Origin of the sequence: Nonomuraea sp. NPDC049624 (genome assembly GCF_040675255.1) — a bacterium.
In the GTDB taxonomy this organism is placed as follows: domain Bacteria; phylum Actinomycetota; class Actinomycetes; order Streptosporangiales; family Streptosporangiaceae; genus Nonomuraea.
Genome location: NZ_JBFAOR010000013.1, coordinates 167,419 through 189,702, shown reverse-complemented (window position 1 = coordinate 189,702; position 22,284 = coordinate 167,419). Strand labels below are relative to the sequence as shown.

Annotated in this window: 19 protein-coding genes; 7 read left to right on the top strand and 12 right to left on the bottom strand. The window is 74.2% G+C overall.

Annotation, left to right across the window (positions count from 1 at the left end; translation table 11 throughout):
• Window positions 1-4: 4 nt before the first annotated feature.
• Window positions 5-1,093, top strand: coding sequence for a helix-turn-helix transcriptional regulator (locus AB0J76_RS41660; protein ID WP_352328104.1), 1,089 nt, complete (start codon window positions 5-7; stop codon window positions 1,091-1,093).
• A 43-nt stretch (window positions 1,094-1,136) separates the two neighbouring features.
• Here AB0J76_RS41660 and AB0J76_RS41655 read toward each other — a convergent pair whose 3' ends face one another.
• Complete coding sequence (locus AB0J76_RS41655) at window positions 1,137-2,105, bottom strand: NAD(P)-dependent oxidoreductase (RefSeq protein WP_352328105.1); 969 nt, start codon at window positions 2,103-2,105, stop codon at window positions 1,137-1,139.
• 193 nt (window positions 2,106-2,298) lie between these two features.
• Between AB0J76_RS41655 and AB0J76_RS41650 the strand changes: the two genes are divergently transcribed.
• Window positions 2,299-4,008 carry a hypothetical protein gene (locus AB0J76_RS41650; protein ID WP_352328106.1) on the top strand — a complete coding sequence of 570 codons (1,710 nt, stop codon included), beginning with the start codon at window positions 2,299-2,301 and terminating at the stop codon, window positions 4,006-4,008.
• A 60-nt stretch (window positions 4,009-4,068) separates the two neighbouring features.
• Here the strand turns inward: AB0J76_RS41650 and AB0J76_RS41645 are convergent, their stop codons facing one another.
• Entirely contained in the window at window positions 4,069-4,689 is a 621-nt protein-coding gene (locus AB0J76_RS41645; protein ID WP_352328107.1) for a hypothetical protein, read from the bottom strand.
• A 236-nt stretch (window positions 4,690-4,925) separates the two neighbouring features.
• Here AB0J76_RS41645 and AB0J76_RS41640 point away from each other — a divergent pair, with 236 nt between their 5' ends.
• Window positions 4,926-6,515: a lectin gene (locus tag AB0J76_RS41640; RefSeq protein WP_364392933.1), complete on the top strand. Its 1,590-nt coding sequence runs from the start codon at window positions 4,926-4,928 to the stop codon at window positions 6,513-6,515.
• A 43-nt stretch (window positions 6,516-6,558) separates the two neighbouring features.
• Here AB0J76_RS41640 and AB0J76_RS41635 read toward each other — a convergent pair whose 3' ends face one another.
• Complete coding sequence (locus AB0J76_RS41635; protein ID WP_352331018.1) at window positions 6,559-7,521, bottom strand: NADP-dependent oxidoreductase; 963 nt, start codon at window positions 7,519-7,521, stop codon at window positions 6,559-6,561.
• 99 nt (window positions 7,522-7,620) lie between these two features.
• Here AB0J76_RS41635 and AB0J76_RS41630 point away from each other — a divergent pair, with 99 nt between their 5' ends.
• Window positions 7,621-8,232, top strand: a complete 612-nt coding sequence (locus AB0J76_RS41630; protein WP_364392930.1) for a helix-turn-helix domain-containing protein — start codon at window positions 7,621-7,623, stop codon at window positions 8,230-8,232.
• On the opposite strand, the gene AB0J76_RS41625 is transcribed toward AB0J76_RS41630, so the two are convergent.
• From AB0J76_RS41625 to AB0J76_RS41610, 4 genes are all read right to left on the bottom strand, one after another.
• Window positions 8,195-9,049, bottom strand: coding sequence for a dioxygenase (locus AB0J76_RS41625; protein ID WP_352327314.1), 855 nt, complete (start codon window positions 9,047-9,049; stop codon window positions 8,195-8,197). The two genes, AB0J76_RS41630 and AB0J76_RS41625, sit on opposite strands and share 38 nt — an antisense overlap.
• Window positions 9,050-9,135: 86 nt before the next feature.
• Complete coding sequence (locus tag AB0J76_RS41620) at window positions 9,136-10,149, bottom strand: NAD(P)/FAD-dependent oxidoreductase (RefSeq protein ID WP_352327315.1); 1,014 nt, start codon at window positions 10,147-10,149, stop codon at window positions 9,136-9,138.
• Window positions 10,150-10,194: 45 nt separating this feature from the next.
• On the bottom strand, window positions 10,195-10,716 hold the full coding sequence (locus AB0J76_RS41615) for an isoprenylcysteine carboxylmethyltransferase family protein (protein WP_352327316.1): 522 nt from the start codon (window positions 10,714-10,716) through the stop codon (window positions 10,195-10,197).
• A 34-nt stretch (window positions 10,717-10,750) separates the two neighbouring features.
• Entirely contained in the window at window positions 10,751-11,821 is a 1,071-nt protein-coding gene (locus tag AB0J76_RS41610; protein WP_352327317.1) for a type III polyketide synthase, read from the bottom strand.
• Window positions 11,822-11,947: 126 nt separating this feature from the next.
• Here AB0J76_RS41610 and AB0J76_RS41605 point away from each other — a divergent pair, with 126 nt between their 5' ends.
• Window positions 11,948-12,820: a UbiA family prenyltransferase gene (locus AB0J76_RS41605; protein WP_352327318.1), complete on the top strand. Its 873-nt coding sequence runs from the start codon at window positions 11,948-11,950 to the stop codon at window positions 12,818-12,820.
• A 7-nt stretch (window positions 12,821-12,827) separates the two neighbouring features.
• On the opposite strand, the gene AB0J76_RS41600 is transcribed toward AB0J76_RS41605, so the two are convergent.
• The 3 genes from AB0J76_RS41600 to AB0J76_RS41590 all read right to left on the bottom strand — a co-directional run bounded on the left by AB0J76_RS41600 (window position 12,828) and on the right by AB0J76_RS41590 (window position 16,575).
• The gene (locus tag AB0J76_RS41600) at window positions 12,828-13,997 is read right to left on the bottom strand and encodes an NAD(P)/FAD-dependent oxidoreductase (RefSeq protein ID WP_352327319.1); all 1,170 of its coding nucleotides are present in this window, start codon (window positions 13,995-13,997) and stop codon (window positions 12,828-12,830) included.
• A 129-nt stretch (window positions 13,998-14,126) separates the two neighbouring features.
• Window positions 14,127-15,896, bottom strand: a complete 1,770-nt coding sequence (locus AB0J76_RS41595) for a glycoside hydrolase family 15 protein (RefSeq protein ID WP_352327320.1) — start codon at window positions 15,894-15,896, stop codon at window positions 14,127-14,129.
• A gap of 76 nt (window positions 15,897-15,972) precedes the next feature.
• Window positions 15,973-16,575 carry a hypothetical protein gene (locus AB0J76_RS41590; RefSeq protein WP_352327321.1) on the bottom strand — a complete coding sequence of 201 codons (603 nt, stop codon included), beginning with the start codon at window positions 16,573-16,575 and terminating at the stop codon, window positions 15,973-15,975.
• Between the two features lie 63 nt (window positions 16,576-16,638).
• Between AB0J76_RS41590 and AB0J76_RS41585 the strand changes: the two genes are divergently transcribed.
• Window positions 16,639-18,069: a PLP-dependent aminotransferase family protein gene (locus tag AB0J76_RS41585; protein WP_352327322.1), complete on the top strand. Its 1,431-nt coding sequence runs from the start codon at window positions 16,639-16,641 to the stop codon at window positions 18,067-18,069.
• 27 nt (window positions 18,070-18,096) lie between these two features.
• On the opposite strand, the gene AB0J76_RS41580 is transcribed toward AB0J76_RS41585, so the two are convergent.
• Window positions 18,097-18,711 carry a trimeric intracellular cation channel family protein gene (locus AB0J76_RS41580; protein WP_352327323.1) on the bottom strand — a complete coding sequence of 205 codons (615 nt, stop codon included), beginning with the start codon at window positions 18,709-18,711 and terminating at the stop codon, window positions 18,097-18,099.
• A gap of 11 nt (window positions 18,712-18,722) precedes the next feature.
• The gene (locus AB0J76_RS41575) at window positions 18,723-20,213 is read right to left on the bottom strand and encodes an oligopeptide:H+ symporter (protein WP_364392921.1); all 1,491 of its coding nucleotides are present in this window, start codon (window positions 20,211-20,213) and stop codon (window positions 18,723-18,725) included.
• Between the two features lie 148 nt (window positions 20,214-20,361).
• Between AB0J76_RS41575 and AB0J76_RS41570 the strand changes: the two genes are divergently transcribed.
• Entirely contained in the window at window positions 20,362-22,206 is a 1,845-nt protein-coding gene (locus AB0J76_RS41570) for an AMP-dependent synthetase/ligase (RefSeq protein ID WP_352330866.1), read from the top strand.
• Window positions 22,207-22,284: the final 78 nt, after the last annotated feature.

Genomic DNA, 22,284 nt, shown 5'->3' with positions numbered 1-22,284 from the left:
GCGGATGAGCCCCGCAGTGGTGAACGGCATCCACGCCCGCATGCTCGCGGCCGAACTCAGCCTGCTCAAGGCCGCCTCCGGTCTCGGGCTGGTGCAGCTGGCCGGGCACACGCACTGCAGCAAGTCCTCGCTCCAGCGCTACCTCAGCGGCAAGCTGCTGCCGTCCCGCCAGGCCGTCGAGGCCATCAGCAAGGCGTGCTGCGGCGACACCGCGCGCCTGGTGGCGCTGTGGGAGCTGGCCGTGGCCGGTCCTCCCGAGCGGCCGCGTCCGGCGCAGCTCCCGCACGACGTGCCGGGCTTCACCGGCCGTTCCGCCGAGCTCGCCCGCCTCGCGGGCCTGATGCCGGACTCCGGCAACGCCATCGCGATCGCGGTGATCGACGGCGTCGCCGGAGTCGGCAAGAGCGCGCTCGCCGTGCACTTCGCGCACCGCGTGGCCGGCCTTTTCCCGGACGGCCAGCTCCACCTCGACCTGCGCGGCTCCGACGCCGAACGGGGGCCGCTGCCGCCCGCCGAGGCGCTGGCCCAGCTCGTCCGGGCCCTCGCCCCGGACCTGCGGCGCCTGCCCGGCGACGTGGGGGAGCGGGCGGCCCTGTTCCGCAGCCTGATCGGCGGCCGGCGCATGCTCGTCCTGCTGGACGACGGCGCCTCCACGGACCAGGTCCGCGCGCTGCTGCCCGGCAACCCCGGCTGCCTGGTGCTGGTGACCAGCCGCCACCGGCTGGGCGGGCTGGTCGCCCGGGACGGCGCCCACCACATCGCCCTGGGCGCCCTGACCGCCGCCGAGTCCGCCGAGCTGCTGGCCGCCGCCGCCGGCGCGGAACGCGTGGCCGCCGAGCCCTGGGCCGTCGCCGGCATGACGCGGTTGTGCGGATATCTCCCGCTGGCGCTGCGCATCGTGGCCGAGCACCTGGTGGTGAACCCGTCGCTCACCATGACCGACCTCGTCGGTGACCTGGCCGCCGAACAAGGAGGCGCCGACCGGCCCGCCGCCGTACGGACGGTGTTCCCCGGGTCCTACCGCGCCCTGCCGCCGCCGGCCGCGCGGGCGTTCCGGCTGCTGGGCAGGCAGGGCTGCCTGGACCGGCGCTGAGCAGCCGCCGGGTGCCACGTGCGCCCCGTGCGGCCGGGCGCGGTCAGCGGGCGTGTCCCGCGCGCAGCCAGGAGACGTAGTCGGCGATCCCGGAGCCGGTGTCGTAGGCGGGCTCGAAGCCGGTGTCCTCGCGCAGCCGGGTGATGTCGAGGCACAGGTCGCGGCCGGGGCCGGCGGGGTCGCGGCCCTCCCGCAGCTCGACGTCCGCGCCGGGCACGGCCCGCCGGATCGCCGCGGCGACCTCGCCGTTGGTGGTCATCCGGCCGGTGGCGACGTTGTACGTGCGGTGGCGCAGCCGCTCGGCCGTCTGGAGCAGGGCGATGGCCCGCCCGCAGTCCTTGACGTAGCACAGGTCGCCGCCGTCCCCGGCGTACGCGCCCCACGCGGGGCTGGCCAGGTCCGGCGCGACTCCCTGGACGGCGGCATGCACGAGCTGCGGCAGGAGGAAGAACGGCGAACGCGCGTGGCCGAGCGGCCCCCAGATCGCGCCGATGCGGAGGTTGACCACCTCCAGCCCGGCGGTCTCGGCCAGATGGCCGGCCATCAGCTCGCCGATCTTCTTGAACGTCGGGATCGGGTGGCCGGCCGACATCGTCAGCGGCAGGTCCTCGGCCAGCGGGCCCGGGGCCTCGACGCCGCCGTAGACGCCGATGGTGCTGGCCAGGCCGAGCCGGGACACCTGCCATTCGGTGGCGGCGTGGAAGACGTTGAGCAGGCTCGCGACGGACTTCTCGACCCCCTCGACCGGCTCGTACGCGTCCACCGGCCAGGGCATCGAGCCCGCCAGGTGCACGATTCCGGTGATCTTGTGCCGGTCGCCCAGGGCGAGCAGCGCCGCCCGGTCGGTCAGGTCGGCCCGCTCGACGACGAGCCGTCCCTCGGCCTCGCCGGCCAGCGGCGCGGGCACCTCGGGGGCCCGGCGCTGGACGAGCACCACGGACTCGCCGAGGTCGAGCAGCGCTCGCGCGGTGTGCATGCCGATGAAACCGAGCCCGCCCGTGATGAGGATCATTACCGCAACTCCTTGTCATCAGTGCCACTGATCGTCAGTGACACTGATGATTAACGTAGTACGAGGACCCGGCGGCTGTCCAGCGCGGGGCTCGCACGCCCGACGGCGAGGTGAATTTGGGGGCGGCGGATCCTCATTCATCCCGCTAAAGTTCATGATTCGGTACCGCTGCTGTCCCAGGAGTCACCGCCTCATGCCGAACGCCGAGCCCTTACGTCCTGGCGATCCCACGTCCTTGGGGGCCCACCGGATCACCGGATGGCTGGCCTCCGGCGGGCAGGGGGTCGTCTACCTCGGCCAGGGGCCGGACGGGCGGCCCGTGGCCGTCAAGGTCCTGCACGGGATCGTGGCCGGTGAGCGGTTCGCCGCCCTGACGGAGGCGGCCCGCCGGGTGGACTCGCCGGGCGTCGCGCGGGTGCTCGACGCGGCCTGGGGCCGGCTGTCGTACATCGTGAGCGAGTACGTGGAGGGGCCGTCGCTGGCCGAGGTGGGCCGGCTCGGCGGCGGCAACCTGCGGCACCTGGCGGTGGGCACGGCCGCGGGGCTGGCCGCGGTGCACCGGGCGGGGCTCACGCACGGCGACCTCAAGCCGTCCAGCGTGCTGCTCGGCCGGGACGGCGCGCGCCTGGTCGGCTTCGGCACCGCGGGAACCGGCCCGGGCTCCGGCCGCGCCGGCGCGGGCACCGGGCCCGGCCACGGCTCCGACGGCGGCGCGGTGGCGTACATGGCGCCGGAGCAACTGGACGGACGCGCGTCGGTGGCAGCGGCGGGGACGACGTCGGGGGCAGCGTCGGGAGCGGCGTCGGGAGCGGCGTCGGGAGTGGCGTCGGGAGTGGCGTCGGGAGCGGCGGCGGACGTCTTCGCCTGGGCGTCGGTGATGGTGTTCGCCGCAACGGGCCGGCCGCCGTTCGGCGACGACGCCCCGCCCGCGGTCGCCGGCCGCATCCTGCGCGGCGAGCCCCAGCTCGGCGACCTGCCCGAGCCGCTGCGCGACATCGTCCGCGCCTGCCTGGCCAAGGATCCGCAGGCGCGCCCGCCCATGGCGGCGGTCCTGCCGCTCGTCCTGGGCGAGCCCCGCCCCGCCCCGCCGGAGCCCCCTGAGGGCCGTCGGGGCGCTCCCGCGGTGACGGTCGCGCCTCCTGGGGACCATGGGGGCTCTCCCGCGGTGACGGCCGCGCCTCCTGGGGATCGCCGGGGCGCTTCCGCGGTGACGGCCGGGGAGCTTCCCAGGGATCACCGAGACGCTCCGGCGGTGCCGGCCGACGGTCCGGTCGCCTCGCCGGCGGGCCGGTCCAGGTGGGCGGTGGGACGGCGGTCGCCGGTGCTGGCGCTGGCGGCCGGGGCGGTGGCCGTGTCGGTGGCGGCCGGCGTCGTGGTGTGGAACTCCGGCAAGCGGCAGGCGGACGCCGAGGTGCGCTCCGCCCATGAGCCCGTGCGCACGTCCGCCTCGGCGGGACCGTCCCGGCACGGCACGGCCGCGTCGAGGCCCACGAGGACGCCGCAGCGCCGCGCGACGCGCCCCACCCCCTCCGCCACGGGCCCGTCGGAACGCTCCACGACGCCGCCCGCCACCACCGGGAGGGCCGCGTTCGCCCTGGCGTACGTGCGGGTCCAGGGCTCCTCGACGATCAACTCCGCCGGGGTCACCTGCTACACCGGCGCGGTGAACTTCGCCGCCGGAGTGAACGCCACCCGCCCCGGCGCCGCCTACACCTACCAGTGGCTCTACGACGGCAGGGTCATCGAGCGCGGCTCGTCCCGCTTCCCCGCGAACAGCCGCAGCGGCTACGTCAGCTCCCGGAGGCTCGTCACCCCCTCGGCCGGCAGGCACACCGTCGCCTACCGGATCCTGACCCCGTCGCCCAGGACGAAGGCGGTCAGGTTCACCATGTGCGCGCCGTAGGCGGGCACGAGAAGGGCGGGCCCGCGTGGTGCGGACCCGCCCTGATGGCAGCCACGGGCATCACAGCCCGTAGCTGACCACCCAGTATCCGTTGTACCGTCCGCCGTAGCAGGCCAGCCTGGTCGGGCTGTGCCAGCTACGTACGACGGCGCCACCGCCGAGACGGCAGCGCAGCGAGGTCACGTACCGGTAGTTGTAGCCCCAGTCGCGGTCGCCGTCCCGGTAGCGGTCGTCGTCGTCGCGCTCCTCGTTCCGGTAACGGTCGTCGTCGCCGTCCTCGTCGCGGTAGCGGTCGTCGTCCTTGTACCGGTCGTCGTCGTCCTTGCAGTGGTCGTCGTCCTTGTCGCCGTCCCAGCGGTTGTCGTCCCAGCGGTGGTCGCCGTGGTGCCGGTCGTCGTCGTCCTTGCAGCGGTCGTCGTCCTTGTCGCGGTCGCCGTCCCAGGGGCGGTCGCCGTCCCAGGGGCGGTCGCCGTCCCACTGGTGGTCGCCGTGGTGCCGGTTGTGGTGGTGGCCGTGCCACCACGGGTCGTCGGCGCCGATGTACGGACCCCTGATGTCGTACTCCGGAGCCACGTACGAGAACGGCTCGGGACGCGGGTCGGCGGCAGCCGGACCGGCGGTGACGAGCGGAAGGGCGCCGGCGGTGGCGCAAGAGACAAGTGTTGCGATGAGTCGTCGCATCACACCGATCCAATCACTGTCGATGATCTAACCGTTACAGATAGTAACCGCAGGTCAGCGACTTGAAACGCGGGCCGGAGGGCTCCGGGACACCCCGTCGGCAGCCCTTTGCGCGCCGAACGACAGGCAACAGAATCCCTCAAGACCCCTTGACTCCGCACGCAAATCGACGGACGATCCTGTTCGATTCGGTCGGATCATGTTGGGTCCTCACCCCTCGGTGTTGAAGGAGTCCCATGCGTGCGATCCTTCGGTCAACCCTCGCCCTGGCCCTCACCGCGACCTGCCTGACCGCCGTCGCCGGCCTCGCGCCACCCGCCGTCGCCCTGGACAACGGTCTGGCCAGAACGCCCCAGATGGGGTGGAACGACTGGAACAGCTTCGGCTGCTCGGTCAGCGACACCCTCGTCAGGCAGACGGCCGACGCCATGGTCGCCTCCGGCATGGCCGCGGCCGGCTACGCCTACGTCAACATCGACGACTGCTGGTCCACCAGGACCCGCAACGCGGCCGGCGACCTCGTCCCCGACCCGCAGAAGTTCCCCGGCGGCGTCAAGGCCGTCGCCGACTACGTGCACGGCAAGGGGCTCAAGCTCGGCATCTACTCCTCGGCCGGAACCACGACCTGCGCCGGCTACCCGGCCAGCCTCGGCAACGAGCGCAGGGACGCGGCCCTGTGGGCGTCCTGGGGCGTGGACTACCTCAAGTACGACAACTGCGGCGACCACCTCGGGCAGAGCGCGCAGCAGCGCTACACCGCCATGCGCGACGCGCTGGCCGCCACCGGCCGGCCCATCCTCTACAGCCTGTGCAACTGGGGCCAGGACAACGTCTGGACCTGGGGCATGCCGGTCGGCAACTCCTGGCGCACCACGGGCGACATCCAGGCGAACTGGGGCTCGGTCATGGGCATCCTGGACAGCCAGGCGGGGCTCACGGCGTACTCGGGGCCGGGCGGCTGGAACGACCCCGACATGCTGGAGGTCGGCAACGCCGGGCTCACGGCCACCGAGTCGCGGGCCCACTTCAGCCTCTGGGCGCTGCTCAACGCGCCGCTCGTCGCGGGCAACGACCTGCGCTCGATGAGCGCCGACACGCGGGCGATCCTGACCAACGGCGAGGTCATCGCCGTCGACCAGGACTGGGGCGGCCGGCAGGGACACAAGATCGCCGACAGCGGCGACCTGGAGGTCTGGCGCAAGCCGATGGCCGCGACCGGCACGGGCACGGGCTCGGTCGCCGTCGTGCTGCTCAACCGGGGCGGCGCCGCGGCCACCGTCTCCACCACCGCCTCCGCGCTCGGCCTCGGCGCCGCCGCCGGCTACTCCGTACGCGACCTGTGGGCCCACACGACCGGCTCGTCGGCGGGCACGATCAGCGCCTCCGTCCCGGCCCACGGAGCCGCCATGTACGTCGTCACCGGCGGCGGCACGCCCCCCGCGGCCACCGCGCTCAAGGGCGCCGGCTCCGGCAGGTGCCTGGACGTGCCCGGCGCGTCCCAGACTGGCGGCACCCAGGTCCAGATCTGGGACTGCAACGGCGGCGCCAACCAGCAGTGGACCCCCACCACCGCGGGCGAGCTGCGCGTCTACGGCGGCAAGTGCCTCGACGTGTACGACCGCGGCACCGCCGACGGCACCCGCGTGATCATCTGGGACTGCAACGGCCAGAGCAACCAGCAGTGGCGGCTCGGCGCCGACGGGACGGTCACGGCCGTCGGCGCGAACAAGTGCCTCGACGTGCCGGGCAACGCCACCGCCAACGGCACCCGGCTCGTCATCTGGACCTGCCACGGCGGCGCCAACCAGCGGTGGACCCGGGCCTGACCCACGCGGGCCGCGCCGCGGGCAGGCCCCCCTCAGGCCCCCCTCAGGCCACGCGCAGGACGATCTTCCCCTGGATGTGGCCCCGCTCGGCGCGTTCGTGCGCCTTCGGGGCCTCCTCCAGCGGGAAGACGCTGTCGACGCCGACGCGCAGCCGCCCGGCGTCGATCAGCTCGGCCAGCGCGGCCATCTGGGCCCCGTCGGAGTGCACCTGGCCGCCGCGGCGCTCGATGCCGCGCCGGGCGAGCTCCTCGTCGTGGTAGTCGCCGAAGAAGACCGGGCTGAGCGTGCCGCCGTCCTTTAGCGCGGGCAGCAGCGTGTGGCCGCCGGGGCCGCCCACGGTGTCGATCAGGCAGTCAACGTCGCGCACCGCGTCCTGCGGCCGGACCCGGGTGTAGTCGACGAACTCGGCCACGCCCAGGTCCTTCAGGAACGCCTCGTGCCGCCCGGAGGCGACGCCGATGACGTGCGCGCCCAGGTCCGCGGCGAGCTGGACGGCGAAGTGTCCGACGCCGCCGGCCGCGCCGTTGACCAGCACCCGGCTGCCGGGCCGCAGCCCGATGATGTCGTGGACGTACTGGTAGGCGGTGAGCCCGGCCATCGGCACCGCGGCGGCGGTGACGTGGTCCACCGAGGCGGGCTTGCGGGCCAGGTGGCCGGCCGGGGCGGTGGTGTACTCGGCGTACCCCCTGCCGCCCTCGTCGCCGACGCGCGGGAAGCGGACGAGGCCGTACACCTCGTCGCCCTCCCGCCACTCGGTGACGCCGGGGCCGACGGCCGTCACGACGCCCGACACGTCCGAGCCGGGGGTGAAGGGCAGCGGGATCTCCGGCCGCATCGACGGCGGAATGTCGGCGAACCCCCGGCGGGCGTACCAGTCGGGCGGGTTGAGCGCGGCGGCGCGCACCCGCACCAGGACCTCGCCCGGCTGCGGCACGGGCCGGGGCACCTCCTCCAGGCGCAGGACCTCGGGGCCGCCGGTCTCGTGCACGCGGATGGCCTTCATCATCGATTCTCCTCGGGGAGACGGGCGCCGCTATGATGCGGAGCAGTGTTCCGGATCATAACCGGAGCACTGCTCCGCTTGTCAATCGCCGGAAGGTATCGGATGACCTCCACACCCCGGAACCAGCGCGCCGACGCCCAGCGCAACCGGGAGCGCATCCTGGCCGTGGCCGCCGCCGTCATCGAGGAGCAGGGCACGGAGGCGTCCCTGCGCGACGTCGCGCGCCGCGCCGAGGTCGGCCTCGGCACCCTCTACCGGCACTTCCCGACCAGGGAGGCGCTGCTGGAGGCGCTGCTGCGGCAGCGCTTCGACCTGCTCGCCGAACGCGCCAGGGCGCTGGCCGGCGCCGCCGCGCCGCACGAGGCGCTGGTGGAGTGGCTGCGCTCGTTCGTCGAGGGCGCGGGCGCCTACCGGGGGCTGGCCGCCTCGATGATGGCCACGATCAACGACGAGGGCTCGCCGCTGCACGCCTCCTGCCACGCCATGCGCCAGGCGGGCGGACGGCTCCTGGAACGCGCCCAGGCGACCGGCGAGGTGCGCGCCGACGTGACCGGGCTCGACCTGTTCGCGCTGGCCAGCGCGGTGAGCTGGATCGCCGACCAGGCACCCTCGCTGGCCGCCCGCGGCGACCACCTGTTCGGCCTGATCATGGACGGCCTGCGCCCCCAGGAGCGGCTCACCGGCCCGGCGCCCACCCCAGCGGCGCCAGCCTGACGTCGAACTCGACCTCCTCGTACGGCCCCTCCATCCCCCAGCCGCCGGCACCCGGCACCGGCCGCCGCACCAGCTCGTCCTTGACCGCGAACGCGGCGTCGGAGCCCAGGTAGGGGTCGCCGGCCAGGAACACGTGCGTGGTCAGCGGCCGGTGGCCGGGCGCGGCGACCTGGTAGTGCAGGTGGGCCGGGCGCATCGGGTGCCGCCCGATCGCGGCCAGCAGCCGGCCGGCGGTGCCGTCGGTCGGCACCGGGTAGCTGCTCGGGCGGACCGTGCGGAACCAGTAGCGGCCCTCCGCGCCGGCGGTGAACAGGCTGCGCAGGTTGCCGGGCCGCTGGGCGTCGTCCTGGCTGTCGTAGAGGCCGTTGTCGGCCGCCTGCCACACGTCCACGGTCGCGCCGGGCAGCGGCGTGCCGTCGCAGGACAGCACTCGTCCGTGCACGACCATCGGCGTCCCGCGACCGCGCTCGGGGCCCTCGCTGATCCACGCGCCGGGCTCGCGCTCCGGGGCGGGGGAGTGGAAGGGGCCCTCGACCGAGGAGGGCGTCATGTTGTCCGGGCCGGCGTGGTTGACGTCGTCCACGGCGGAGGTGAGGCCGAGCATGTCCGACAGCAGCACGAACTCGTCGCGGTCCGGCGTGCACCACCGGCCGGTCTCGGCGAGGAAGGCGAGCCCGGCCCGCCACTCGGCCTCGGTGGGACGCACCTCGTCCACGAACGCGTGCAGGTGGGCGATCAGCGCGGAGACGATCTCGCCGACCCGCGGGTCGGGGGCGTCCACCTGGTCGAGCACCTGCCGCACGAGCTTGTCTGTCATGGCGACCGTCCTTGGCGGGGACCGTGGGGTTCATTATCGGCCTCCGGCCGGGGCCCGGGGAAGGCTCAGGCCAGCCCGGGGAAGGCTCAGGCCAGCACGCGGACCACGCCGGCGAACAGGCGGGGCAGCCGGCGCGCCGCCGGGACCACCAGGCGGGCCGTGCCGGGGCGGCGGGCGGCCTGCACCAGCGCCGCCGTCAGCAGCCGGTGCGTGCGCGACAGGCGCAGCCACGCGCCGTCGTAGTCCTGCGGACGGTCCGCCGCCAGGCACCCGACCAGCAGCTCCGCCGAGCGCACGGCCAGCGAGACGCCCTCGCCGGTGAGCGCGTCCACGTAACCGGCGGCGTCGCCCACCAGCAACACGCGGCCGGCGCGGCGGGAGCGCACCGCCTGGCGCAGCGGGCCCGCGCCGCGCACCGGGGTGACGGCCGGCCCGCTCAGGCGGCGGGCCAGCCCGGGGAAGCCGCGCAGGTGCTCCTCGAAGCCGCGCCGCGCCGAGCTGAGCACCGCGACGCCCACCAGGTCGTCGCCGACCGGCGTGACGTACGCCTCGCCCGCCCCCGACCAGTGGACCTCGACGAAGTCGCTCCACGGCTCGATCCGGTAGTGCCTGCGCAGGCCGTACCGGCGGGGGCCGCGTGCCGGCAGGTCGAGGCCGAGCGAGCGGCGCAGCGGCGAGTGCAGGCCGTCGGCGGCCACCAGCCAGCGGGCCCGCAGCCCGATCGCACTCACGCCGTCGCGGTCCTGGTCGGCGCGGGTGATCCGGCCGGTGACCGTCTTGACGCCCAGCTCGGCGGCCCGCTGCCAGAGCGCGGCGTGCAGGCTCGTGCGCCGGACGCCGAGCCCAGGCCCGGCGGCGAACGCGGCCCGCGCCTCCCGCCGCCCGTCGAGGTAGTGGATGCCGCGGAAGCCGCGGCCCTCGACCGGCGCGCCCATCGCCGCCAGCGCGGCCACCCCGCCCGGCATGACGCCCTCGCCGCACGCCTTGTCCACCGGCGCGGCGCGCGGCTCGACGACGACCGCCTCCATCCCGGCCAGCGCCGCGTGGATCGCCGTGGCCAGCCCCGCCGGCCCACCACCCGCCACCAGCACGTCGATCACCGGCCCGCCTCCCGGCCGTCCGCCGCCGGCACGTCGATCACCGGTTCACGCCTTGGTCGCGAGGGTGAGCGCGGCGTTCTCGCAGCGGATGCGCACCACCATCAGCGCGGCGTTGAGCAGCGTGAACGCCAGCGCCGTCAGCCACGCCGTGTGCACCAGCGGCAGCGCCAGCCCCTCGGCCGCCACCGCCACGTAGTTGGGGTGCCGCAACCACGCCAGCCGGTACGGCCCCCGCCGCACCAGCGGCAGCCCCGGCACCACGATCACCTGCGTGTTCCACCGCGGCCCGAGCGCGGTGATGCACCACCACCGCAGCCCCTGGGCCGCCACGACCACCGCCAGCATCGGCCAGCCGAGCGCGGGCACGAACGGCCGCCCGGCCAGGGCCACCTCCAGCGGCGCGCACACCAGCAGCCCGGTGTGCAGGGCCACCATCCACGGATAGTGCCCCCGCCCGGTCACCACGCCGCCGCGCGCCATGCTCCACGCGGCGTTCCGCCTGGCGACGACCAGCTCGGCCAGACGTTCCAGGCCGACGAGCACGATGAGCACCAGATACCAGGTCACAGGCCAACCACCAGCCGATCGCAGGGACGGGGGACTACCAGCGCAGCAGCACGAGCTCGGAGCAGAAACCGGGGCCCATCGCGATGACCAGCCCCCAGCTCCCCGGCGCGGGCGGCTCCCCGGCCAGGGTCTCGCCGAGCACGTGCAGGACCGAGGACGACGACAGGTTGCCGTTGGCCGCCAGCGAGCGCCATGTCACGTCGAGCGCGCCCACGGGCAGCTCCAGCACCTCCGACACCGCCTCCAGCACCTTCGGCCCGCCCGGATGGCACACCCACGCCGTCACCTCCCCGGCGGTGATCCCGTGCTCGGCCAGGAACCCGTGCACGTCGTCGGCCAGGTAGCGGCGCACCACGGCGGGGACGCTGGCGTCCAGCATGACGCGGAACCCGGTGTCGCCCACCTGCCAGCCCATGACGTGCTCGGAGCCGGGATACAGGTGGCTGCGGGTGGCGACGACCGTGGGCCCGGCGGGCCCGGCGGGCCCGGACGTGCCCCGCCCGCCGCCGCTGGCGACCACGGCCGCCGCGCCGTCGCCGAACAGCGCGCTGGCGACCAGGTTCGCGGGCGAGGAGTCGCCGCGCTGCAGGGTCAGCGAGCACAGCTCCACCGACAGCAGCACGGCCACGTGGTCCGGCCAGCCGCGCAGGTAATCGTGCAGCCTGGCGATGCCCGCCGCGCCCGCCACGCAGCCCAGGCCGAAGACGGGCACCCGCTTGACGTCGGGACGCAGCCCGAGCCCGGCGGCCAGCCGGGCGTCCACGGACGGCGCGGCGATGCCGGTCACCGACGTGAACATGATCAGGTCGACGTCGGTCGGCTCCAGCTCGGCGGCGTCCAGGGCGGCCTTCACGCTCTCCAGCCCCAGCTCGACCGCGACGGAGACGAAGGCGTCGTTGGCCGCGCCGAAGCCGTTCAGCTTCTCGTAGCGGTCGATGGGCAGGGCGAGGTTGCGGTGCTCCACGCGGGCGCTGCGGTGCAGACGGTCGAGCAGGCGGCGGTCGGCGCCTTCGGGCAGGCACAGGCGGGCGGCCATGTCGGTGAGCTCGGACTGCGGGTAGCGGTGGGGAGGGAACGCACAACGGACTGCGGAGATTCGGGTCATGCAGTGCTCCCTCGACAGGTCGCCCACAACATCCACTCCCCGCACGCTTCCCGCAAGGATGGTCATTTAAGCCATGGGCGGCGCGTGGGAATTCTCGTCCGGGATCTCCCGGTCTACGATCACCGTGTGACCGACCCGGATCCCGCGGCCGCCGCCGTCGTGCGCGGCGGGCCGGTCCGCACGGCCGTCGCGCTGGCGCTGGCCTGCCATCCGGGCCCGACCGTGGCGGTGACCGCCCTGGTCACCGCGCTGGCCGTGGCGGCGGGCCGGGATCCGGCCGGCTGCGTCCTGGTGGCCGCCGCGGTGCTGGCCGGGCAGTTGTCGATCGGCTGGTGCAACGACGCGCTCGACGCCGGGCGCGACGCCGCCGCCGGTCGCACGGGCAAACCGGCCGCCGACGGCACGGTGAGCGTGACGGCCGTTCGGGTGGCCGCGCTGACGGCCCTCGCCCTGTGCGTGCCGCTCTCCCTGGCCTCGGGCCGTACGGCGGGGCTGGCGCACCTGGCGGGCGTGCTGGGGGCCTGGGGGTACGACTTCGGCCTGAAGGCCACCGTCCTGTCGTGGGCGCCGTACGCCGTCGGGTTCGGGGTGCTGCCGGCGTTCGTGACGCTGGGCCTGCCCGGGGAGCCGTGGCCGGCGTGGTGGGCGGTCGCTGCGGCGGCGCTGCTGGGCGTGGGCGCGCATCTGGCCAACGTGCTGCCCGACATCGAGGGCGACCTGGCGACCGGCGTGCGCGGATGGCCGCAGCGGCTGGGGACGGCGCGCGTACGGCTGCTGGCGCCGGTGCCGCTGCTGGCCGCCACCTGCCTGCTCGTCCTCGGGCCCGCGGGCGGCCCGGGGGGGGTGGGGTGGGCGGCCATGGCGGCCGCGGTGCTGCTCACGGCCGGGGGAGCGCTGCTGGCCGGCCGGTCCGCGCGGGCGCCGTTCGTCACCGCCGTCGCCGTGGCGGCCGTGGACGTGCTCCTGCTGCTCGCCAACGGCGCCACCTTGACAGCCTGACCCTTGGTCAACCGTGGCGGGGCAGGCGTGCCGCGCCGCGCAGCCAGCGCAGGCCCACCGCCAGGGCCAGCGGCGCGGGCACCGTCCCGGCGCCGAGCCCGACCTCCACCAGCAGGTCGAACACCTCCTTGCGGCGCGCGGCGGTCGCGATCGCCGCGTCGATGAACCCCGGCGACTGGGCCAGCCGGGCCAGCACGTCGGTCGTGCGCAGGTGCCGCCCCAGCGCGCCGCGCAGCTTGGCCCGGTACCGCGCCAAGGGGTCGCCCGGCGTCTCGGCCGCCGCCTCGACGACAGCCTCGGCCGCCAGCCGTCCCGACAGCAGCGCGTAGTAGATGCCCTCGCCGGTCAGCGGGTTGACCAGCCCCGCCGCGTCCCCGGCGAGCAGCACCCGCCCGGCGCCCGGCGCGGGCCGCCCGGTCGACAGCGGCAGGTGATGGGCGCGCAGGTCGCGCGCGGGCCGGTCGGGCAGCAGCTCGGCCAGCCTGCCGTGCAGCACCTGGCGGCCCGGCGCCCCCGCCGCCCGCAGCCGGGGCAGCAGCATGCCGAACCCGACGTTCGCGGTGCCGTCGCCGATCGGGAACGACCACGCGTAGGCCGGCCAGCCCGCCCGCTGCATCGCGATGAGCTGCACGTCGTCGGCCTCGGGCACGTCGGCGTAGCCGCGCACGGCCAGGGCGGTGTGCCGCTCGCCCGCCGCGGGCAGCCCGATCAGCCGGCGCACCGCCGAGTAGGCCCCGTCGGCCGCCACCACCGCGCGGGCCCGCAGCCGCCCGTCCAGCACGACCCAGGACCCGTCCTGGGCCAGCTCCCTGACGCGGTGGCGGCGCACCTCGACGCCCCTGGCCCCGGCCGCCGCCACCAGCCGCGCGTCGAACACCCGGCGCGGCACCACGTGGTTGGGCCGGGCCGCCTCGGCCGAGACGCGCAGCCCGCCCGGCGAGACCACGGTCAGCCGGGGCGTGGGCCGGTAGTCGTCGATGAGGTCCGGCAGGCCCAGCCGGGCCAGCTCGTCGCGCCCGTGCGCGGCGATGCCGTCGCCGCACGGCTTGTCGCGGGGGAAGCCGGCCCGGTCGAGCAGCACCACCCGCAGGTCCGGCCGCAGCTGGACGGCCCGCAGCGCCGCCGCCGAGCCCGCCGGTCCCGCGCCCACGACCGCCAGGTCCCATTCCTCACCCATGCGAGGTCTAGTCCCACCCGGCACGGTGAAGGAAACCCGTTCCCGTCGGTGTCCCATCCGGCGCGGCGGGGGAAACCCGTTCCCGCCGGTGTCCCGTCCGGCACGGTGGGAGACCCGTTCCCCGCCGGGTCAGGCCCGCGACAGCGCGCGGGCGGCGTGGATCAGGGGCACGTGGCTGAACGCCTGCGGGAAGTTGCCCACCAGGCGCCCGTAGCGCGGGTCGTACTCCTCGGCCAGCAGCCCGACGTCGTTGCGCAGCTCCAGCAGGCGTTCGAACAGCTCCCGCGCCTCCTCCTTGCGGCCCTGCATCGCCATCACCTCCACCAGCCAGAAGCTGCACGCCAGGAACGCGCCCTCACCGCCGGGCAGGCCGTCGACGTCGTTGTCGGCGGCCAGCGGATAACGCAGGACGAACCCGTCGGACATGAGCTCCTTCTCGATCGCCGCCACCGTGCCGGTCACCCGGGGGTCGTCGGGCGGCAGGAAGCCCACCACCGGGATCATCAGCAGCGCCGCGTCCAGCTCCGACGACCCGTACGACTGGGTGAAGGTGTTGCGGTGGGGGTCGAAGCCCTTGTCGCAGATCTCGGCGTGGATCGCGTCGCGCAGCGTGCGCCACCTGTCGATCGGGCCGGTGCGGCCGAAGCTCTCGACGTACTTGACGGCCCGGTCGAGGGCGACCCAGCACATCACCTTGGAGTGCACGAAGTGCCGGCGCGGGCCGCGCACCTCCCACAGGCCCTCGTCGGGCTCGTCCCAGTGCTCCTCCACGTAGTCGAGGAGCTGGCGCTGGATCGACCAGGCGCGCTCGTCGGCGGCCAGGCCGCGGGTGCGGGAGACGTAGAGGCAGTTCATCACCTCGCCGTAGACGTCGAGCTGGAGCTGCTGGACCGCCTCGTTGCCGATGCGGACCGGGCGGGAGCCCTCGTAGCCGTCCAGCCAGTCGAGGCGCAGCTCGGGCAGCCGGCGCTCGCCGGCGACGCCGTACATGATCTGCAGGTCCTGGGGACGCCCGGCGATGGTGCGCAGCAGCCAGGACCGCCAGTCGGCGGCCTCGTCGAGGTAGCCCGAGCTGATCAGCGCGTCGAGCGTCATCGTGGCGTCGCGCAGCCAGCAGAACCGGTAGTCCCAGTTGCGCACGCCGCCGATGTCCTCGGGCAGGGACGTGGTGGGCGCGGCCACGATGCCGCCGGTCGGCGCGTACGTCAGCCCCTTCAGCGTGATCAGCGACCGGGTCACCGCCTCCCGGTAGGGGCCCTGGTAGGCGCACTTGCCGACCCACTCGGTCCACATGGTCTCGGTCTCGGCGAGCTGCTCCTCGGCGTCGATGCGCGGCGGCATCGGCTCGTGGGAGGGGTGCCAGGTGAACACGAACGGCAGCCGGTCGCCCGCGTTGACGGTGAAGGTGGCCCGGTGGGCGTAGTCGCCGCCCTTGAGCGGGACGGGGGAGTGCAGCCACACCGAGTCGGGGCCGCCGACGGCCTGCAGGTGGCCGTTCGTCCGGCGCACCCACGGCACGATGCGCCCGTAGTCGAAGCGCACGCGCAGCTGGGTGGAGACCTCGACGCTGCCCGAGACCCCCTCGACGATGCGCACGACGTCGGGGTTCCGGTCGCGCGGGGGCATGAAGTCGATCACCCGGACGGTGCCGGTCGGGGTGTCCCACTCGCTCTCCAGGATGAGCGTGTCGGGCCGGTAGCGGCGCCGGGTGGCCGGCCGCCGGGCCGCCGGGCCCGCCGGCCCCAGCCACCAGTGGCCGTTGCGCTCGCTGCCCAGCAGGGCCGCGAAGCACGAGGGGGAGTCGAACCTGGGCAGGCAGAGCCAGTCGATGGAACCGTCCCTCGCCACCAGTGCGGCCGACTGCATGTCTCCGATCAGCGCGTAGTCCTCAATCCGCATGCCGAAGACGCTACTCGCGCGCGGGTGATCCCGCGCCGGGTCGGCCCTGTCGCGTCAGGACGGCCCCGGCGCGGGATCACGACAAGGGGAACCAGCGGGTGAACAGCTGGGTGAGCGGGCCGATGGCGAGGGCGAAGACCAGCGTCCCGACGCCGACGCTGCCGCCGAGCAGCCAGCCCACGGCCAGCACGGTCAGCTCGATGAGGAAGCGGGCCAGCCGGACGGACAGCCCGAGCCGCACCAGTCCGGTCATGACGCCGTCGCGCGGCCCCGGGCCCAGGCCCGCCCCGATGTAGAGCACGGTGGCCAGCGCGATCGCGACCACGCCGAGCGCCACGTACAGCGCCTGGACGGCCAGGTGGGACGGCGTGGGCAGCAGCAGGATCGCCGCGTCGGCGAACAGGCCGAGGAACACCACGTTGCTGATCGTGCCCAGGCCGGGCCGCTGGCGCAGCGGGATCCACAGCAGCATCACCAGGGCGCCGACGCCGATGATGACGGTGCCGATGGACACGTCCAGCCGCAGGGCCAGGCCCTGGTGGAAGACGTCCCAGGGGTCGTTGCCGAGGCCCGACTCCACCTGTAGCCCGATGCCGGCGCCGTACAGGGCCAGGCCGCCGTAGAGGCGCAGGAGGCGGGAGGGGAGGGAACTCAGGCGGGGGACGGTTGCTTCGCTCATGATGGCCTCATGGTGGCAGGCCACCTGGTTGCCAAAACAGGGCCAATCAGCGAAAGTGGCCTTATGAGGCATTTGTCGGCTGTGCAGGTGGCCCGGCTGGTCGACGTCGATCCGGCCGCGCGCCCGTACTACCGCGCCCTGGCCGACGGCGTGCGCGCGCTCATCATGGACGGCCAGATCCCCGTACGCGTGCGCATGCCCGCCGAGCGCCACCTGGCCGAGACCCTGGGCGTCAGCCGCACCACCGTCACCTCCGCCTACGACCTGCTGCGCGAGCGCGGTTACCTGGACAGCAGGCAGGGCTCGGGAAGCTGGACCACCCTGCCCGACCCGGCCACCACCCGCGAGAACCCCTGGTTGTCCACCGGCGACGACGGCCTGATCCAGCTCCACTGCGCCGCCCCGCCCGCGCCGTCCGCGTTGCGCGAGGCCATGGCCGAGGCCCTGGACGACCTGCCCAGGTACGGCATGGGCAACGGCTACGACCCCATGGGCCTGCCGGTCCTGCGTGAGCGCGTCGCCGCCCGCTACACCGAGCGCGGCCTGGCCACCCGGCCGGACCAGATCGTCGTCACCACCGGCTCCCAGCACGCCATCCAGCTCGTGGCCGGGCTGCTGATCGGCCCCGGCGACCCCGTCATGGTCGAGTCGCCGACCTACCCGCACGCCATCGACGTGGCCCGCCAGCACGGCGCCCGCATCGTGCCCTTCGGCATCTCGCACGAGGGCTGGCAGCCCGACCTGATGGCCGCCACGATGCGGCAGTCGGCCGCCCGCCTGGCCTACCTCATGCCCGACTTCCACAACCCCACCGGCGCGCTCATGGACGACGCCACCCGCGCCGCCGTCGCCGGCGCGGCCCGCCGCAACGACGTCGTCCTGCTGGTCGACGAGACCTGGAGCGAGCTGGCCCTGGACGACGTGCCGCGCACCGCGCCGATGGCCGCCTTCGACACCGACAGCCGGGTGATCAGCATCGGGTCGGCGTCCAAGTTGTGGTGGGGCGGCCTGCGCATCGGCTGGATCCGCACCACGGCCGCGCTGGCCCGCCGGCTGGCCCGGCACCGCGCGGTCGTCGACATCTCCAGCCCCGTCATGGAGCAACTGGTCACCGCCCGCCTGTTCGAGCGGATGGCGCAGACCCGGGCCGAACGCCTGCGCGGCCTGCGCGCCTCGCGGGACGCGCTGACCGCCGCGCTGGCCCGGCACCTGCCGGAGTGGACGTACACGCTGCCCGGCGGCGGCGGCACGCTGTGGGTGCGGCTCAACGGCGACACCTCCACCACGCTCGCCGACGCGGCCTTCTCCCACGGCGTGCGCCTGGCCCCCGGGCCGTGGTTCGGCCTGGAAGGCACGCTGGAGGGCTACCTGCGGCTGCCGTTCACCCTGCCGCCCGAGACCGTGGCCGACGCCGTCGCCCGCATCGCCCGCGCCCGTGCCCAGGGCCCCACCGGCGCCCGCCGCCACCCCGACTCGCTCGTGCCGATGGTGTGAGCGACTCGCCCGCGCGTGGTGCGGGGGCTAGGAGTGCTCCTCGGCGCCCTTGGCCAGGGGAGCCCGCCAGTTGCGGCGCATCGCGGTGATGCGCAGGCCGAAGGCCAGCAGCGCGGCGGCGAGCGTGGCCGGCCAGCCGTGCATCCCGGCCGTGGACAGGCCCGCCATCACGGCCGAGCCCAGCAGGGCGGGCACCGCGTAGAGCTGGCGGTCGTACAGCAGCGTGGGGATCTCGCCGGCCAGCACGTCGCGGATCACGCCGCCGCCGACGGCCGTCGTGACGCCGAGGATGGTGGCGTGCAGCGGGCTGAGTCCGTACTCCAGGGCCTTCTCGGTGCCGACGGCCGCGAACAGGCCGAGGCCGGCCGCGTCGAGCACCATGATGACCGGCATCACCCGGGCCACGTGCGGATGCCAGAAGAAGACGATCACCGTGGCGGCCACCGGCACCAGCACGTATCCCAGGCTCTGGAAGGCGGCCGGCCGCACGTTGAGAATGAGATCGCGGACCAGGCCGCCGCCGAGCGCCGTCATCTCGGCCAGGACGCCCATCCCGACCACGTCGAGCCGCTTGCGCACACCCATGAGCGCACCGGTCAGTGCGAAGACAAAAATACCGACAAGGTCGAGAATTTCAGACACGTTGGATGTTTTTACCGGATCGGCGGCATGGCCGCGGCATGGTAGTGCTCGGCCATGAGCACCCGCAGTTTCCGCGTGAACAGGAACAGCGCCGCCCCGGCCGCGATCGCCATGATCGCCAGCACCAGGTAGTACATCGGGTCGGACAGGTAACGGGTGAGCCGCCCCGTCTGGCCGCCGACCGCGTCGCCCACCGACACCGCGATGAACCAGATCCCCAGCATCTGCCCCTTGAACGCCTCCGGCGCCAGCTTCGTCGTCACCGACAGCCCGACCGGGCTCAGCGACAGCTCGCCGAACACCTGGATCAGGTAGACCAGCACCAGCCACCACACCGACACCCGCCCGCCGGTCGCCAGCCCGGCGGCGATCGCCATCACCACGAAGCTCAGCCCCACCATGACCAGCGCGAACCCGAACTTCTGCGGCGTGCTCACCCGCACCCCGAGCTTCACCCACAACGCCGCGAACACCGGCACGAAGATCATGATGAACAGCGGGTTGAACGACTGCGTCGTCGCCGCCTGGATCGGCACCCCGAACAGCTCCAGCCGGGTGTGGTCGGCGGCGAAGAACAGCAGCTTGCTCGGCGCCAGGTCGTAGATCATCCAGAAGATCGCCGCCGCCACGAACAGCCAGATGTAGGCCTTCATCCGGCTGCGCTCCTCGTCGGTGAGGCTGTGGCTGCCCAGCAGGATGTAGGCGAAGTAGACCACCGGCACGATCAGGATGACGATCGTGATCGCCAGCGCCAGGCGGTCGATGGTGAGCGTGCCCGTGGCCGCCCACGCGCCGAGCGCGACGGCGGTCACCGCCACGCCCGCCGCGGTCGCCCGGCCGAACCGGCGGCGCTCGGGCGGCGTCAGCCGCACGCCGGGACGCTCCCCGACGCCGCGCAGGTTCCGGCCGCCCCAGACGTACTGCAGCAGGCCGAGGGCCATGCCGACGGCGGCGGCGCTGAAGCCCAGGTGCCAGCGGTCGCCGTCGGCCAGCCAGCCGACGACGAGCGGCGCGAAGAAGGCGCCCAGGTTGATGCCCAGGTAGAACAGGGAGAAGCCGGCGTCGCGGCGGCCGTCCTCGTCCTCGCCGTACAGGCGGCCGACCATGACCGAGATGTTCGGCTTGAGCAGGCCCGTGCCGCTGATGATGAGCAGCAGCCCCAGCCAGACGAAGAACGACGTCGTCACCGGGATCGCCATGCTGATGTGGCCCAGCATGATGACGAACCCGCCCCAGAACACCGACCTGCGCGCCCCGAGCACGCGGTCGGCGATCCAGCCGCCGGGCAGCGCCACCAGGTAGATCAGCGCCCCGTAGACGCCGACCACCGCCTGCGCGGTCTCCTGCGACATGCCGAGGCCCTTGTGGGCGGGCGAGGCCGCCATGAACGTGGCCAGGATCGCCCGCAGGCCGTACCAGCTGAAGCGTTCCCACATCTCCGTGGAGAACAGGGTCGCCAGCCCCCAAGGATGCCCGAAGAAGGTCCTTCCGCCCTTGCTCATGCCCGTCCCCCCGAGACACGTACGGCACCTGAACGATCACTCTACGTGACCGGGCCGACTGTTTCCCGCGGGGGTCTTGCCGCTGCCCAGAGGGTGTGGTGCGATGCATGCCACCTGTGCAAGTGATTACTGACTGGAGGCGGGTGCCATGGCCGAAGTCCTCGACGTACGGGCCGACATCGAGCGGGAGATCGCCGGTCGCACCGTCTGCGAACAGCTCAGGCAGGTCGCCGCCGAGCACCCCGACGCACCCGCGTACTCCGACCCCGAGGGCTCCGGCGGCTGGACCACGGTGACCTACGGCCAGGCGCGGCGGCGCATCCTGGAGATCGCGGCCGCCTTCGCCGCGCTCGGCCTGGAGCGCGGCGAGTCCGTCGCGATCATGATGGTCAACCGCAGCGAGCACGTGCTGGCCGACCTCGGCGCCGTGCACGCCGGCGGCGTGGGCTGCACCGTCTACTCCACCTTCGCGCCCGACCAGATCGCGTTCGTGGCCGCCGACGTGGGCGCCCGCTTCGCCGTGCTGGGCGGCCCCGCCGAGCTGGCCCGCTGGCGGCCGGTGCTCGACCGGCTCGACGGCCTGCGCCGGATCATCATGCTCGACGGCGCCCCCGACGACGAGCGGTTCCTGTCCTGGGCCGACTTCCTCGACCTGGGCCGCGCCCGCCTGGCCGAGGACGAGGCCGCCGTCGAGGCCCGCGCCCGCGAGGTGGCCGCCGGCGACGTCGTCACCGTGCTCTACACCTCGGGCACCACCGGCATGCCCAAGGGCGTGCCGCTCACCCACACCAACGTCTTCTACGAGGCCGCCGCCACCGACCGCATCACCTCGCTGCCGACGCACGGCACCCAGATCTCCTACCTCACCTACGCCCACATCGCCGAGCGCATCCTCAGCCTCTACCTCCCGCTGGTCAAGATCTCGCACGTGCACTTCTGCACCGACCTGGCCAACCTCGGCGCCACGCTCGGCCAGGTCAGGCCGATGATGTTCTTCGGCGTGCCGCGCGTGTGGGAGAAGATGATGGCCCGGCTGCTGGCCGTGCTCGCCACCCAGCCGCCCGAGCAGCAGGCCGCCGTACGCGAGGCCATGGCGGCCGGCGCCGCCTACGTCGAGGCCGGCCAGTACGGCGGCATGATCACCCCCGAGATCCAGGCCGCCTACGACAAGGCCGACGCGGCCCTGCTGTCCGTCGTCCGCGGCATGATCGGCTTCGACCGCGCCGAGTGGACCGCGACCGGCGCCGCCCCCCTGCCCGCCGAGGTCCAGCACTTCTACGCCGGCCTCGGCCTCAAGGTCATCGACGTCTACGGCATGACCGAGACCACCGGCGCCTTCACCGGCAACAGCCCCACCTGCTACCGCCTGGGCACCGTCGGCAGGGCCGAGCCCGGCGTCGAGGTCCGCATCGCCGAGGACGGCGAGATCCTCACCCGCAGCCCGCTCAACACCGGCGGCTACCTCAACCGCCCCGAGGCCACCGCCGAGCTGCTCGACGACGACGGCTGGCTGCACACCGGCGACATCGGCACGGTCGACGACGACGGCTTCTACCGCGTCGTCGACCGCAAGAAGGAGCTCATCATCACCGCCGGCGGCGAGAACGTCTCGCCCGCCGAGATCGAGAACCACCTCAAGGAGCACCTGCTCATCGGCCAGGCCCTGGCCTACGGCGACAACCGGCCGCACCCGGTGGCCGTCCTGACCCTCGACGGCGAGACCGCGCCGGGCTGGGCGCAGGCCCGCGGCATCGCCTTCACCTCCCTGGCCGAGCTGGCCGAGCACCCCGACGTCCTGAAGGAGGTCGCCGCCGCCGTCGAGGCCGCCAACGCCAGGCTGGCCAGGGTGCAGCAGGTCAAGCGGTGGGCGCTGCTCGGCACCGAGTGGACCGCCGAGACCGAGGAGCTCACGCCGAGCCTGAAGCTGAAGCGGCGCGTCATCCACGCCAAGTACGCCGACGTCATCGAGTCCCTCTACGGCGAGGCGGGCTGACCCGCGGCCCCGGCGGCCCTGTCGGCTTTGCCATAAGGGGTGCGTGTCGCGGTCCTGGTCATGACCGGGCGGTTCCTA